This window comes from Serratia fonticola (assembly GCF_001006005.1).
GTDB lineage: Bacteria > Pseudomonadota > Gammaproteobacteria > Enterobacterales > Enterobacteriaceae > Chania > Chania fonticola.
Genome location: NZ_CP011254.1, coordinates 3,876,649 through 3,891,002 on the forward strand (window position 1 = coordinate 3,876,649; position 14,354 = coordinate 3,891,002).

The 14,354-nt window shown below is 46.5% G+C and carries 14 protein-coding genes; 9 read left to right on the forward strand and 5 right to left on the reverse strand.

The features are described 5' to 3' along the window. Nucleotides 1-130: 130 nt before the first annotated feature. From WN53_RS17285 to gndA, 9 genes are all read left to right on the forward strand, one after another. Nucleotides 131-952: an ABC transporter permease gene (locus WN53_RS17285; RefSeq protein WP_037412243.1), complete on the forward strand. Its 822-nt coding sequence runs from the start codon at nt 131-133 to the stop codon at nt 950-952. Further along, nucleotides 942-2,303, forward strand: coding sequence for an ABC transporter ATP-binding protein (locus WN53_RS17290; protein WP_024484857.1), 1,362 nt, complete (start codon nt 942-944; stop codon nt 2,301-2,303). Before WN53_RS17285 ends, WN53_RS17290 begins: the two co-directional genes overlap by 11 nt. Nucleotides 2,304-2,305: 2 nt before the next feature. After that, complete coding sequence (locus tag WN53_RS17295; protein ID WP_051346297.1) at nt 2,306-4,270, forward strand: class I SAM-dependent methyltransferase; 1,965 nt, start codon at nt 2,306-2,308, stop codon at nt 4,268-4,270. A 1-nt stretch (nt 4,271) separates the two neighbouring features. Then, nucleotides 4,272-5,318 (forward strand): hypothetical protein, encoded by a 1,047-nt coding sequence (locus WN53_RS17300; RefSeq protein WP_046808128.1) that lies wholly within the window; start codon nt 4,272-4,274, stop codon nt 5,316-5,318. Beyond that, nucleotides 5,318-5,893: a glycosyltransferase gene (locus WN53_RS17305; RefSeq protein WP_046808129.1), complete on the forward strand. Its 576-nt coding sequence runs from the start codon at nt 5,318-5,320 to the stop codon at nt 5,891-5,893. The genes WN53_RS17300 and WN53_RS17305 overlap by 1 nt, the downstream gene beginning before the upstream one ends. Nucleotides 5,894-5,900: 7 nt before the next feature. Further along, nucleotides 5,901-7,157 (forward strand): glycosyltransferase, encoded by a 1,257-nt coding sequence (locus WN53_RS17310; RefSeq protein WP_046808130.1) that lies wholly within the window; start codon nt 5,901-5,903, stop codon nt 7,155-7,157. 227 nt (nt 7,158-7,384) lie between these two features. Next, entirely contained in the window at nt 7,385-8,233 is an 849-nt protein-coding gene (locus WN53_RS17315; protein WP_024486598.1) for a glycosyltransferase, read from the forward strand. Nucleotides 8,234-8,332: 99 nt separating this feature from the next. Continuing rightward, nucleotides 8,333-8,683: an acyltransferase family protein gene (locus WN53_RS17320; protein ID WP_024486599.1), complete on the forward strand. Its 351-nt coding sequence runs from the start codon at nt 8,333-8,335 to the stop codon at nt 8,681-8,683. Between the two features lie 415 nt (nt 8,684-9,098). Beyond that, nucleotides 9,099-10,505, forward strand: a complete 1,407-nt coding sequence (gndA, locus tag WN53_RS17325) for an NADP-dependent phosphogluconate dehydrogenase (protein WP_024486600.1) — start codon at nt 9,099-9,101, stop codon at nt 10,503-10,505. A 74-nt stretch (nt 10,506-10,579) separates the two neighbouring features. On the opposite strand, the gene hisIE is transcribed toward gndA, so the two are convergent. The 5 genes from hisIE to hisB are packed head-to-tail and all read right to left on the reverse strand — an operon-like array spanning nt 10,580 to nt 14,349. Continuing rightward, a complete protein-coding gene (gene hisIE / locus WN53_RS17330) occupies nt 10,580-11,197 on the reverse strand; it encodes a bifunctional phosphoribosyl-AMP cyclohydrolase/phosphoribosyl-ATP diphosphatase HisIE (protein ID WP_021805010.1) in 618 nt (205 codons plus the stop codon). Continuing rightward, nucleotides 11,191-11,967: an imidazole glycerol phosphate synthase subunit HisF gene (hisF, locus tag WN53_RS17335; RefSeq protein WP_024486601.1), complete on the reverse strand. Its 777-nt coding sequence runs from the start codon at nt 11,965-11,967 to the stop codon at nt 11,191-11,193. Before hisF ends, hisIE begins: the two co-directional genes overlap by 7 nt. Then, nucleotides 11,949-12,686 (reverse strand): 1-(5-phosphoribosyl)-5-[(5-phosphoribosylamino)methylideneamino]imidazole-4-carboxamide isomerase, encoded by a 738-nt coding sequence (gene hisA, locus WN53_RS17340; RefSeq protein ID WP_021179971.1) that lies wholly within the window; start codon nt 12,684-12,686, stop codon nt 11,949-11,951. Before hisA ends, hisF begins: the two co-directional genes overlap by 19 nt. A 5-nt stretch (nt 12,687-12,691) precedes the next feature. Beyond that, nucleotides 12,692-13,282, reverse strand: coding sequence for an imidazole glycerol phosphate synthase subunit HisH (gene hisH / locus WN53_RS17345; RefSeq protein ID WP_021179970.1), 591 nt, complete (start codon nt 13,280-13,282; stop codon nt 12,692-12,694). After that, nucleotides 13,282-14,349, reverse strand: a complete 1,068-nt coding sequence (gene hisB, locus WN53_RS17350) for a bifunctional histidinol-phosphatase/imidazoleglycerol-phosphate dehydratase HisB (protein ID WP_021179969.1) — start codon at nt 14,347-14,349, stop codon at nt 13,282-13,284. Before hisB ends, hisH begins: the two co-directional genes overlap by 1 nt. Nucleotides 14,350-14,354: the final 5 nt, after the last annotated feature.

Genomic DNA, 14,354 nt, shown 5'->3' on the forward strand with positions numbered 1-14,354 from the left:
TAAATTACTCATATACATTTAAGGTTTATGAATGACCAATTATTATTTGATATATAAACCCACGTGAGGCATTTCCAAGTAACCTTGTCAGTATTTGTGTGAGTTCAGCAATAATCATTGGAATATTTTGATGAAAAAAAGCAACAGTTCATCACCAATCGCTATAGTATCGAGCTTTTGGCTGCATAGAAAACTTATTCTTAATCTAACCAAAAGAGAAGTGTCTGGCAGATATAAAGGTTCGGTCTTTGGCATTCTTTGGTCTTTCTTTAACCCTATCTTTATGCTGGTGGTTTATACTTTTGTTTTTAGTTTTATCTTCAACGCACGCTGGAGTACAGAGAGTACCTCCAGAGCTGAATTTGCATTGGTGTTATTTGCAGGGTTGATTGTTTTTAACTTTTTCAGCGAGTGTGCAATAAAATCACCAGGATTAATATTATCTAATGTAAACTATGTCAAGAAGGTGATTTTTCCATTAGAAATATTACCCATAATTAGCGCATGTTCCGCATTGTTTCATGCGGCAATCAGTATTGTTGTTTGGCTGATCTTTTATACTATCGAAGCTGGCATTCCACATATCACTGTGTTTCTGCTTCCAGTTATATTATTACCATTGTTCATTTTTGTTACCGGTGTAGGTTGGTTGCTGTCTTCTTTAGGCGTATTTTTGCGAGATGTAGGGCAAATGATTACGATCTTGGTCACTGCACTCATGTTCTTATCACCTATTTTTTATCCAATCACCGCTATTCCAGAAAAGTATAGGCCACTGCTAAACCTTAATCCTTTAGCACCTGCTATCGCACAATTCCGAGATGTCATGTATTTTGGTGTTATTCCTTCATCGGTTAGTTATATCATCTATTTAGTTGGTTGCTTGGTTTTTGCCTGGTTCGGTTTTTTTGTTTTCCAAAAAACGAGAAAGGGATTTGCAGATGTCCTCTGATAATATAGCCATCAGCATTAAAGATATAAGAAAATGTTTCTATGTCTATAATAATCCGCATGACAGATTAAAACAGTTTGTATTGCCGAAATTAAAACGCCTTATCACTAGTGAGTCAGAAAACTACTATAAAGAATTCTGGGCGTTAAATGGTATCTCTTTTGACGTTATGAAAGGCGAAACCGTTGGTCTTATTGGCAAAAATGGCAGTGGAAAATCCACCCTTTTGCAGGTTATTTGCGGTACGTTGACTGCGACAAGTGGTACAGTGGAGACTACAGGCCGAATAGCTGCCCTACTTGAGTTAGGCTCAGGGTTCAACCCTGAGTTTACCGGCAGAGAGAATATCTATCTTAACGCTGCAATTTTGGGTCTTTCCAAATCGGAAATCGATAATAAATTCGATGCTATTGCCGCCTTTGCTGATATCGGAGACTTTATTGAGCAGCCGGTCAAAACCTACTCTAGCGGTATGGTGGTCAGGCTGGCCTTTGCAGTGCAGGCACAAGTCGATCCTGATATCCTTATTGTCGATGAAGCTTTGGCTGTTGGCGATGCTAAGTTTCAAGCGAAGTGTTTTGACCGTTTAAGACAGTTGAAGAATAATGGAACCAGTATCCTGTTAGTGACCCACTCTGGTGAGCAGATTGTCACGCATTGCGACAAAGCGGTCCTTCTTAGTGGTGGGAATAAGTTATATCAAGGTTCTCCTAAAGTCGCTGTCAACAAATATATGGACATACTGTTTGGCAAAACCCAGAGTCCAGCCAAAGATGATGTGGTAACTGAAGCTAGTGCCCTAGGAAACAATACCCAAAACTCAGCGTCATCTGTTGCGGCGGGGTTGAGCTTGGATACAGACTGCTTTAATACCAAGGCTAATTATAATAAAAACGAATATCGCTGGGGTGATCGTGCCGCTTCTTGGCTAGATTATCAATTATTTGCTGGGGAACGCCTTAACCCAGCAACTGTCTATGCTGACGAAAAAATAAAAATTCGTTGTTCAATTTATTTCGAAAAAAATATACATAACCCTATCATTGGTTTTGCAGTGAAAACCAAGGAAGGAGTGACGGTATATAATACAAATTCACATTTGCTAAATGAAGATACCCTTCAACATGGTAGGGAAAACACCCACTCAATTGTTGAATTTGAATTCGATAACAAACTAGGCGCTGGTGATTATTTCATTTCTTTAGGGATCGCCTCTATGAAGGATAATGAGGTGGTACCGCATGATAGGCGATACGATGTAATTCATTTCCTTGTGCCAACTGTGGAATCTTTTTCAGGGATGACAAACTTAGAATTAAACCTAAAAATTAACTCTTCATTTGGTAAATAATTATGTTTTTAGATACTAATCTTTATTCTTTTCGCGAAGCTTCAGGTATCTGGGCTCGTGTTGATTACACCGGTATTCCTTATAGTGATGGCGATGCTCAAGAGAATCTACTATTAAATATCGTCAGCAATACTAAAGATCGCAGCGTATCATCTCCGGAACTTAGAGCTCGGTGTTCAGATTGGGTAACCACCTATCATTTTTCCAGCTTACGTTCTAATTTACTGCGGCCATTAAATTCGCTCTTCACCCCAGGCGTCAAAATACTTGAAATAGGTGCCGGCTGTGGTGCGATTACTCGTTTCTTGGGGGAGTCGGGAGCCGAGGTTCTTGCTCTTGAAGGGAGCTTAAGACGTGCTGCAATAGCACGAGCCAGAACGCTGGACCTTGCCAATGTAACCGTTGTCAGTGAACGTTTCGACGACTTTGAATGTGAAGAAAAATTTGATGTGATTACCTTGATTGGCGTACTTGAATACTCCAATTTGTTCAGCCAAGGTAGTGATAGTGCTATCAGCATGCTTAACAACATCAAAGCGCGTCTCAAACCTGATGGTAAACTGTTGATCGCGATCGAAAACCAGTTGGGCCTCAAATATTTTGCTGGTGCGCGGGAGGATCATATTGGGCAGGTTATGTATGGCATTGAAGGTCGCTATACGAAACAGCAGGCTGAAACCTACGGTCATCATGTCTTGCTAGAGAAGCTTGCTACGGTAGGGTTATCTTCAGTACAGACGTTATTGCCTTTCCCTGATTATAAACTGCCCGTATCGGTGGTAACGGAGGTAGGAGCCAACAGTGATGAGTTTGATGCCTCTGTTTTTGCCACTCAGTCAGTTCGTGCCGATATGCAGTTGCCAGAGAAGCTGCATTTAATTCCTGAGCTGGCATGGCCCGTTGTTTTCAATAACAAGCTAGCGGTTGAAATGAGCAACTCTTTCCTATTGGTTGCCAGTAATACCGCTGCGGAAGTTTTAGATAAAAATCTACTTGCTGTGCATTATGGTGGGGAAAGGCACCGTCCATTTAGCAAAAAGACGGTTTTTAAATATACCGCGGAAAATCAGGTTGTTGTTAAAAGAGAGTTGCTGAGTGACGTCTTGGCTCCGGATGATAAACTTATCGGCTTTAGACTTGATGGTTATGAAACCTATATCAAAGGCCCCTCATTATCGACAGAGTTTATCAAGATTGTGACGACTCCGGGGTGGTCGATGGAGTACGTAGCTGGCTATTTCCGTTATTATATCGAGTGTCTGGAAATAGCACTGCGTGGTGAAGGGGTGAGCTATGATGAATTTACCCAGAGTACCATGTTACCACCGACTTATCTGGATGCTATTCCTTCCAACTTTGTCATCGATGCAGAAGGGCAGCCACGCTATTTTGAACGTGAATGGTTGGCAAAAGAAGGGTTAACTGTTGGCCACTTGGTTTTCCGTGCGGCCTTGTCCCTACTAGGTAAGATATCTTGCTTCGCAATTCCTGATTCTGGCTCTTCTCTTACACGGGGAGAGTTCATCCAGCAGCTTTTTGAGGCATTGTCTTTCTCTGCTGATAAATCCTTACTTGACGATTATCTTCAGCTAGAGTCTGCATTACATGCTTTCTCAACTGGTGAACAGGAAAGTTCACTCATAACCTGGTACCCGGAACATGTTTTACCCGGTCTCTATGAGGTGAATGATGCTGAATGTGTTTCCATGTCTTTTGCCCAGATAAAAGAGAACTTGCACCAAGCGAAAGAAGTGATTGCCAGCCAGCAGCAATCCAAAGACATTGCGGAAAAACTGGCTCATGACAGGCTCGCTGAAATTGCAGCTTTGCACAGTGCAAAAGATATTGCTGAAAGTTTTGCATATGACCGATTAGATAAAATTCATAAGTTGGAAGCAGAGTTACAGATGTATCAGTCTGGAATTTTAGGGAAATTATCCAGACTCATTAAAGGTAATAGGAACTGAAATGAGCAAACTGCATTGGTCGATCGATTACTTTGTTCAACAAAATGGTACTATCTTCAGCTATGGATGGATTTTTCATGAAGATAAAAGTATTACCAAGCTTTGTTTATCTTTGCCTGAAAGTGATACTGATAATGTTCTGAAAATCGACTATGGGAAGTGCAGGGATGATGTTGGTGCTTATTTTTCAAGCTTTAAGCAAGCCAAGCATTCCGGATATATTATTTATGGTTCATTTGGCTCAGAAGCTAAGATTGCAGATCTAAAATTGTTATGTACCTATTCAGATGGTTCGACTGAGAGCGTTGACATACCAAATAGTTGTTTAAATGTGGCTATAGATGTAGATAGTGGCGGAGCAACATCGAAGAAACTGATTTTTAAACAGTTTACGGTGTTGCTCAAACGTGCCTTCATGTTGATAAAATCTGGCAAATTTTCATTGTTATATGAAAAGTTCAGCCGATATAAAAATAAAACCCCGAGTAAAAACCTTGGCTCAGCTGACGATATTGTTGCATTTCTCAATCCAGCGGAGAGAGAACGAGTCATCTTTTTAATCGATCATGATTTGGGTGGTGGAGTTAACCATTATAGAAATCGATTGATTCAAGAGAAGATGAGTGCTGGTTACTCGGCACTGGTGCTTTCTTTTGATATAACCACATTATCTTATAAATTGATCGTTCGCGGTGAAAAAGGCGAGTTTAAGTTTAAAATACCTGGTTATAAATTTATCTATGACCTGCTTGCCTTCGTTAAAATAAAAGAGATCATCTATAATACAGGAGTTTCATTTACGAGTCCGGAAGAAATACCGGGTTTTCTTATCGGTTTGAAAATGAAAACTAATGCTCAACTGATAACTCAGGCCCATGATCTCTTCCCGTTATGTCCATCCCACTTCCTGATTAACGACCAAGGGAAGTATTGTGACATACCGGATCCGTCAGTTTGCGCTTCATGTTTACGTAACAATACCTTTGGATTTACTACTTTATTTGAATCAAATGATATAGAAGAGTGGCGAGACAAGTGGGGGGATTGATGATCGCCTCTGACAAAATTGTTACTTTTTCTCAAAACACTCTGGATCTCTATCGGCGTGTTTACCCGCAGATCCAAGAAGAAAATGCAGTTGTTATTCCTCATACTGTAGATTATCTCCCAGCTAAGGCGAATATAGAGCAGACACAGCAGTTGAAAATAGGTGTCGTCGGAATAATTGGCTATCATAAGGGGGCGCAAATTGTTAAGGAGTTGGCTCAAGAAATAAAAGATAAGCAATACCCTGCGGAAATAGTTATTATTGGCACTGTTGAATCATCCTGTCCTGCAGATATTGTTACTCAAACTGGGGCATACAAGCATGAGGAGTTGCCAAGTTTGCTTGAAAAGCATGGTGTTAATATCATTTTATTCCCATCTATTTGGCCTGAAACGTTTTCTTATGTGGTTCAGGAAATGATGGAGCTAGGTTACCCTGTTGCTAGTTTTGATCTGGGAGCTCCAGCCGAACGCCTTAGAACTTATCAAGATGGTTTAGTCTTGTCTTCTATGTCAGCTGGAATCGTGTTGCAAGAGTTGGTAAAATTTCACCGGCAAGTATATTCAATCCAATGAGGCAGATATGTCTGAAGTTCATGTTTTTACCAGTGCGGCATTCAATTACATTCCTAAAGTGAGAATGCTTTTTCAGTCCATTAGGAAATATCACCCAGAATGGACTATCCATCTTGCTTTAGCCGATGAAAAAAGGCCCGAAATTGACTTGAGCAACGAGCCTTTTGATGAAGTTGTTTCCGTTTCTGAATTGGATATACCTGATTGGAAAGGTTGGGCTTATTGCCATACCATCGTTGAACTGGCGACGGCCATCAAGCCTTTCATGTTAGCGCGGTTGTTACAGTTACCAGGCTGCAAGAAAGTTATCTATCTTGATCCAGACACAGTGGTTTTCTCACGCCTGGATGATATCCTGGAAGCTCTTGATTCAGCGAATGTGGTGTTGACTCCACATCAAACCAAGCCAGAGACTTCGTTGTCAGCGGTAATGGATAATGAAATTTGCAGCCTGAAGCACGGTGTTTACAACCTTGGATTCTGCGCAGTTGCCGCGACTGATGTGGGCCTGTCATTCGCTAAATGGTGGGGGGAGCGCATCTATCACTTCTGCCGTGCGGACATTCCTAATGGTTTGTTTACCGACCAGCGCTGGATTGATCTGGTACCTGCATTCTTTACTGATGTTGCGATTATGCGTTCTAGCCGTCACAACGTTGCGACATGGAACCTGACGACCCGTGAATTTACTATTGATTCTCAAGGTAACTATTTTGTTGATGGTGAACCATTAGGTTTCTACCACTTTACCGGTTTCGACAGTGGTGCGCATAGGATCATGGCATCCAAAAATGCGGGTGAAAACTCGGATGTGCATAAGCTTATTGATTGGTATGACGATCAAACCAAGAACTTGGCTCAAGATCCATTAGCTAAGGTGGTTTGGGCATACGGTCAGCACTCTGACGGATCGGCTATTTCTAAAGCGCAACGTATCGTTTACCGCGAACGAATTGACCTACAAAATGCTTTCCCAACGCCTTTTGACGTCACTACCTATAATCAGTGGTGGATTACGCAAGGTGCAAAAGAGTATCCAGAGCTGTTTGATCCACAAACCAAAGATGAAGCTTTACGCCAATTTAGTATTGTTCTGACGCCTGGTTTCCGTGGTGGTAATGCCGAATTCGATAAAGACCGGTTTGTGAGTATGATAAAGCGTTCCCTGACAAATCCACGGGTTGGTATGACTCTGGGTAAAAGAGGGTGGGAAGTGCTTAAGAATGAAGGTATTAAAGGCATCAAGCGCCGCTTTCTAAACTAAAATATCTGATTAATTATCTATGCCCTGTATTAAACCAAACGTTTACCAAATACAGGGCTTTTTTCTTTTCTTGATGATGAAGGTTTTTAACTACCTGATTTTAAACTATAATTGATACTGGCTGTTATATGATTTTTTGGATGACACATATTGGATTTTTAGGAGGTAACATGATGGAGTCGTTATGTGTTCGCCAGAATACCCACGTACTTAATTTGGTGTTTTAAGTGAAAATAATTGCATCTCTTGTGTTGTATCGACATGAGTATCAATCTGTAAGCAGAACCTTGACTTCCTTGTTAGAGGAGGATAGTGTTTCAAAGCTGGTTATTGTAGATAATGGCGCGCATTGCCACTGGTTGCTAGAACTGGATAATCCCAAAATTGAAGTTATTCGTGTTGAGGAGAATGCAGGCTTCGGTGCTGGTCATAATCAGGTGTTTTCTCGCTTCCAAGAGCATTCAGGCCATTTTTTAATTTGTAATCCAGATATTGATTTTAAAAAAGGTGAAGTGGATAAGCTATATCAGTTTTGCTTACAAGGTAATATTGACTTGGCTGTTCCCAAAATTGTTTACCCTGACGGGCGCTTACAACATGCGTGTAAAACATTGCCATCACCTTATCAATTGTTTATGCGGAGATTTATCTCTCAATTTACAAGTTCGCTAAATCAAGACTACGAACTCCATGCTGCGGATTATAGTAAAGCATTCTTTGCACCTTCGCTTTCTGGTTGTTTTATGTTGGTGAGTAATAAGGCTATTCGTGACGTTGGTTATTTTGATACGCGCTTCTTTCTCTATCTTGAAGATGTTGATTTATCAAGAAGAATTTGCGAAGGCCATAAGGTAAGCTATTGCCCTGACTCGGTTGTTGTTCACGAGTCGCAGCGGCGTTCTTACAGAGATAAGCGTTTTTTGGCTTACCATATTATTTCTGCCGTGAAATACTTCAATAAATGGGGATGGTTCTTCGATCAACAAAGAACAGATTTAAACAATCGTTGTTTAAGTAAACTCCCTAGAGCTGAAAATAACATGCCGCAATTTACTCGTGTTGAGGATGATAAATAAAGTAACTCGGTATTGGTAGGCGTTTTCTTACTACAGATGTAATCGATCAAAATAGTATGTCGTTCCTTGTTGGCTCTCTTATTAAAAGTAATAATAAAAATGTCTGTGGCCAAAGCCGAAAAGATAAATGTCAAATATCACTTTGACTCTATAGATATTTTAAGAGGTTTCGCTGCAATATCTGTCGTTGTTTACCATGTGATCGAGCACTTCAATTGGTCATCATTTCCTATCAGCGGACCTCTTCTTTGGTTCCGATTTGTTTGGATGGGCGTTGACATGTTTTTTGTGATTTCGGGTTTTGTTATTGCTATGTCTGTTTTTAAACAGCTGGAGAACAATGGGAAAGAAAAATTCATATCGTCCTTTATGAAAAGGCGATTGCGTACTGGAACTATCCATGGATGGTGGTATTTTTCCGAACGTTGTTGGCATCAGCATTCGGCATGATAATTCTGTCTCTGTGTTCTCTTAAAGTAACACCGATTCTTAAGAGAGTTTTATATCCTCTTTACTATTGCGGCACTATCTCTTATGGCATCTACCCATTCTGCTATCAGTCAAAAAACTTGATTGGCTATCCCATGGGCAGTCGCTCACGCTAGTTTTAGCCTTAACATTAGTGATGGCTTCGCTTTCATGGCACGTCTTTGAAAAACACTTTATGAAAAAGTAGTGACTAACCAAGCGTCCAGTAGATGAGAACTTGAAGTCAATCGCCCAAGTATACTCTTTATGCAATTATGTGACCTATCGCACCAATCACTACCCAGCGAACACAATCCTGAGTTAACATGTTGGCCACATCAAAAACCTGTTGGCCAAGAGCCGTGATACAGGTGTCATCCTCAGACAGGAGTTCCTAATGTCCAAACAGCAAATCGGCGTTGTCGGCATGGCGGTGATGGGCCGCAATCTGGCTTTGAACATCGAAAGCCGTGGCTACACCGTTTCTATCTTTAACCGTTCAGGCGACAAGACTGACGAAGTTATCGCAGAGAACCCGGGCAAAAACCTGGTGCCGCACTATACCGTCGAAGAGTTTGTTGCATCGCTGGAAACACCGCGCCGCATTTTGCTGATGGTAAAAGCGGGCGAAGCTACGGACAAGACCATTGCCTCGCTGACTCCGCACCTGGATAAAGGCGATATCCTGATAGACGGTGGTAACACCTACTATCAGGACACTATCCGTCGTAACCGCGAGCTGTCTGCTCAGGGCTTCAACTTTATTGGCACCGGCGTTTCCGGTGGCGAAGAAGGGGCGCTGAAAGGGCCTTCAATCATGCCTGGTGGCCAGAAAGAAGCTTACGAGCTGGTGGCACCCATCCTGAAGAAAATCGCTGCTGTGGCCGAAGGTGAGCCATGCGTGGCCTATATCGGTGCCGACGGTGCTGGCCACTACGTGAAGATGGTGCACAACGGTATCGAATATGGCGACATGCAGCTGATCGCAGAAGCCTACTCCTTGCTGAAGCAGGCGCTGAATCTGAACAACGAGCAGCTGGCTGAAACCTTCGCCGAGTGGAACAAGGGCGAACTGAACAGCTACCTGATCGACATCACCAAAGACATCTTCACCAAGAAAGACGAAGAGGGTAAATACCTGGTTGATGTGATCTTGGATGAAGCGGCCAACAAAGGCACCGGCAAATGGACCAGCCAGAGCTCTCTGGATCTGGGCGAGCCACTGTCATTGATCACCGAGTCGGTGTTTGCGCGTTACTTGTCTTCTCTGAAAGACCAGCGCGTAGCGGCTTCTAAAGTCCTGACCGGCCCGAAGGTTGCAGCCTTCAGCGGCGAGAAAGCCGAGTTTGTCGAGAAAGTTCGTCGCGCTCTGTACCTGGGTAAAATCGTTTCTTATGCACAGGGCTTCTCTCAGTTGAAAGCGGCCTCCAAGGAAAACAACTGGGATCTGAACTACGGCGAAATTGCCAAGATCTTCCGTGCCGGCTGCATCATCCGCGCTCAGTTCCTGCAGAAGATCACCGATGCCTACGTTGAGAATGCCGACATCGCCAACCTGCTGCTGGCACCTTACTTCAAGCAAATCGCCGATGAGTATCAGCAGGCGCTGCGTGACGTGGTTTCCTATGCGGTGCAGAACGGCATCCCAACGCCAACCTTCTCTGCGGCCATCGCGTACTACGACAGCTACCGTTCTGCTGTACTGCCTGCCAACCTGATCCAGGCGCAGCGTGACTACTTCGGTGCTCACACTTATAAGCGTACCGACAAAGAAGGCGTATTCCATACCGAATGGATGGAATAATCCCGCACGTTGAACGATAAAAAAAGCCGCCGAGGTTAACGCCCGGCGGCTTTTTTATTTCCTGCAAAACAGGATTATTTCTTCTCGTGCCGTTCGCGCAGGCGGCCAATCACCTTGCTCAAATCCAGCTCCTGATCCTGCAACAGCACCAGCAGGTGGTAAATCAGGTCGGAAGCTTCGTTGGTCAGCTCTTCGCGATCGTTCACCGTGGCGGCCAGGGCGGTTTCTACGCCTTCCTCGCCCACCTTCTGTGCAATACGCTTGGTACCGCTGGCATACAGCTTGGCTGTGTAAGAGCTATCCGGGCTGGCGGTTTTACGCGAAGCCAACAATTGCTCAAGCTGGTACAGGAAGCCCCAGTCGCTACTTGCCGGATGGAAGCAACTGTCGTTGCCCAAATGGCAGGTTGGGCCGATCGGGTTGGCCAGGATCAGCAGGGTATCGTTATCGCAGTCTGGCGTAATGCTGACCACGTTAAGGAAGTTGCCTGAGCTTTCGCCTTTGGTCCACAGGCGCTGCTTGGTGCGTGAGAAGAACGTCACCTTGCCAGTTTGCTCGGTCACGTCCAGCGCGGCTTGATCCATATAGCCCAGCATTAATACTTCGCCGGAAACGGCATGTTGTACGATTGCCGGCATCAGGTTGTCGGTTTTTGCCCAATCCAGCTTAGCTTTCTGTTGTTCTGTTAACACACGCGTATCTCCACGCCTTTCTCTGCCAGGAACCTTTTCAGTTCGCCGATATTGATGATTTGCTTATGGAATACCGAAGCCGCCAGCGCGCCGTCAACGTCGGCATCGCGGAAGGCTTCCAGGAAGTGTTCCATGGTACCGGCACCGCCGGAGGCGATCAGCGGCACCTTGCACACCTCACGTACCCGCTTCAGCTGTTCCAGATCGTAACCGTTGCGTACGCCGTCCTGGTTCATCATGTTGAGCACAATCTCCCCGGCGCCACGCTTTTGCACTTCCTGCACCCAATCGAGGGTTTGCCACTCGGTGACTCGGGTGCGGCTTTCATCTCCGGTATATTGGTTGACGTGGTATTTGCCAGTTTCGGCTTCATACCAGGTGTCGATCCCGACCACGATGCACTGCACACCGAAGCGATCTGCCAGGCGGCTGATCAGCGTTGGGTCGGCCAGCGCAGGGGAGTTGATGGAGATTTTGTCCGCCCCAAAGGAGAGGATCTGGCTGGCGTCTTCGGCACTCTTGATGCCCCCGGCCACGCAGAACGGAATATCGATCACTTCCGCAACCCGTGATACCCAGCTTTTATCTACCACCCGGCCATCGCTGGAAGCGGTGATATCGTAAAAGACCAGTTCGTCGGCACCTTCTTGCGCGTAGCGCTGGGCCAGCGGCACGATGTCGCCAATGATTTCGTGGTTACGGAACTGTACGCCCTTGACCACTTGCCCGTCCTTAACGTCCAGACAAGGGATTATCCGTTTTGCCAGCATGCGATAGCCTCCTCAACGCTGAATTTACCATCCAACAGGGCGCGCCCGACGATCACCCCTTCCACACCACTGCCACGCAACTGGGCGATATCGTCCAGGTTGCCGATGCCGCCAGAAGCCTGGAAGGCGATCTGCGGATAGCGCTGGCACACTTCCTGATACAGCCCCACATTAGAGCCTTTCAGCGTACCGTCGCGTGAGATATCGGTGCACAGCACATGTTTCAGGCCAAACGGCAGGTATTGTTCAACCACCTGTTCCAGTGTGGCCTCCGAGTCTTCCTGCCAACCGCTGATAGCCACGTTCTTGCGGCCTGCGGCATCGATGCGTACGTCCAGCGCCAGCACCATGGCATCGGCACCGTAGCGTTCAAACCAACCCTGCACCATCTCTGGCTGCTTGACTGCAGTGGAGCCGATGACCACACGCGTGGCTCCGGCTTCCAGCAGTGCCGCAACGTCTTGTTCGTTACGGATACCGCCGCCAACCTGTACTGGCACGCTCACTCCGGCCAGCAGTTTACGCAACAGCGGGATCTGGCGAGCCGCCGGGTCTTTGGCCCCGGTCAAATCAACCAGGTGTAAAACTTGCGCCCCTTGCTGCTGATAGTCTTGCAGACGCAGCAGCGGATCGTTGCCGTAGTCGCGCTGTTGGCCGTAATCGCCCTGATGCAGGCGCACTACGTTACCGTCGATCAAATCCAAAGCGGGAATAATCATGCTGCCTACATCTCCAGAAAGTTCTTCAACAGTTGCGCCCCGGCGTTGCCAGATCGCTCTGGATGAAACTGCACGCCAAAGAAGTTGTCTTTTTGTACGGCGGCGGTGAAGGGCTCGCCGTAGTTCGCCTGAGCGATGGTGCTTGAGCATATCGGCATCGCATAACTGTGAACGAAGTAAAAGTAAGCACCATCCTCGATGCCGCGGAACAAATGATCGCCGGCCTGAGCCGTAACCTGGTTCCAGCCCATATGGGGCAGAGGCAGGCCAAAATCGGTCATCTGTGTTACCGGAGTATCGATAATCCCTAGCGTTTTGATACCCCCATTTTCTTCACTGCTGGCTGCCAGCAACTGCATGCCCAGGCAGATCCCCAGCACCGGCTGGGTACAGGCTTTGATCAGATCGATCAGGTCGCGCTGTTCCAACTGGTCCATCGCCGCCTGTGCAGTGCCTACACCAGGCAGGAACAGTTTGTCGGCGCGCAGCACGATCTCCGGATCGCGGCTCACCTGTGGCTGATAGCCCAGGCGTTGCACCGCATAGTTGACCGAGGCGAGGTTGGCGCAGCCGGTATCCAGGATCACCACGTTCATCACAGCACTCCTTTCGAGCTAGGCAGCGTATTACCCTCAACGCGGATCGCCTGGCGCAGCGTGCGGCCAAACACCTTGAACAGGCTTTCGACGCGGTGATGGTCGTTTTTGCCTTTGGTGCGCAGGTGCAGGGTGCAGCCCATGGTGTAAGACAGCGAGCGGAAGAAGTGCTCGATCATCTCGGTGCTGAGATCGCCTACGCGTTGGTAGTTGAACTCGGCTTTATATTCCAGGTGCGGGCGGCCGGAGATATCCAGTGCGCAACGGGCCAGGCATTCATCCATCGGCAACACGAAGCCGAAGCGTGCGATGCCGCGTTTGTCACCTAGGGCTTTACTCAAAGCTTCGCCCAGCGCCAATCCGGTGTCTTCTACCGTGTGGTGATCGTCGATGTACAGATCGCCGTTCACCTGAATATCCATCCGGAAGCCGCCGTGGGTGGCAATCTGATCCAGCATGTGGTCGAAGAAGCCGACGCCGGTTTTGATCTTGCTGCCGCCTTCACGATCCAACCAGACCTTAACGTCAATCTGCGTCTCTTTGGTCACGCGGTTAACGTGCGCATAGCGATCGCGTTTGGTCAGTTGTTGGGTGATGGCCTGCCAGCCCAGCGCCTGGCGCTGATACAGCAGCCCCTGAATACCCATATTGGCTGCCAGTTGGATGTCGGTTTGACGATCGCCAATCACATAGCTGTTGGCCACGTCTATTACGCCCGGCTCCAGATAGCCTTTGACCATGGCGACCTTCGGTTTACGACATTCGCAATGGTCTTCCGGCTTGTGCGGGCAGATCAGGATATCGTCGAATTTGACGCCCTGTGAGCTTAGGATCTGCATCATCAGGTTGTGCGGTGGATCGAAGGTTTCCTGCGGGAAGCTGGCGGTGCCGAGGCCGTCCTGATTGGTGATCATCACCAGGGTGAAACCAGCTTGCTGCAAGGCCAGCAGGGCAGGGATCACCTCCGGCTCCAGCGCCAGTTTATCCAGGCGGTCGACCTGGAAATCTTCAGGGGGTTCAGCAATCAGCGTGCCGTCACGGTCAATAAAGAGATATTTTTGGCTCACGTTGG

Excerpts from the sequence above, each read along its gene's own strand:
- WN53_RS17285 (WP_037412243.1), top strand. The coding sequence starts at position 131 with ATGAAAAAAAGCAACAGTTCATCACCAATCGCTATAGTATCGAGCTTT.
- WN53_RS17290 (WP_024484857.1), top strand. The coding sequence starts at position 942 with ATGTCCTCTGATAATATAGCCATCAGCATTAAAGATATAAGAAAATGT.
- WN53_RS17295 (WP_051346297.1), top strand. The coding sequence starts at position 2,306 with ATGTTTTTAGATACTAATCTTTATTCTTTTCGCGAAGCTTCAGGTATC.
- WN53_RS17300 (WP_046808128.1), top strand. The coding sequence starts at position 4,272 with ATGAGCAAACTGCATTGGTCGATCGATTACTTTGTTCAACAAAATGGT.
- WN53_RS17305 (WP_046808129.1), top strand. The coding sequence starts at position 5,318 with ATGATCGCCTCTGACAAAATTGTTACTTTTTCTCAAAACACTCTGGAT.
- WN53_RS17310 (WP_046808130.1), top strand. The coding sequence starts at position 5,901 with ATGTCTGAAGTTCATGTTTTTACCAGTGCGGCATTCAATTACATTCCT.
- WN53_RS17320 (WP_024486599.1), top strand. The coding sequence starts at position 8,333 with ATGTCTGTGGCCAAAGCCGAAAAGATAAATGTCAAATATCACTTTGAC.
- gndA (WP_024486600.1), top strand. The coding sequence starts at position 9,099 with ATGTCCAAACAGCAAATCGGCGTTGTCGGCATGGCGGTGATGGGCCGC.
- hisF (WP_024486601.1), bottom strand. The coding sequence starts at position 11,967 with ATGCTGGCAAAACGGATAATCCCTTGTCTGGACGTTAAGGACGGGCAA.
- hisA (WP_021179971.1), bottom strand. The coding sequence starts at position 12,686 with ATGATTATTCCCGCTTTGGATTTGATCGACGGTAACGTAGTGCGCCTG.
- hisH (WP_021179970.1), bottom strand. The coding sequence starts at position 13,282 with ATGAACGTGGTGATCCTGGATACCGGCTGCGCCAACCTCGCCTCGGTC.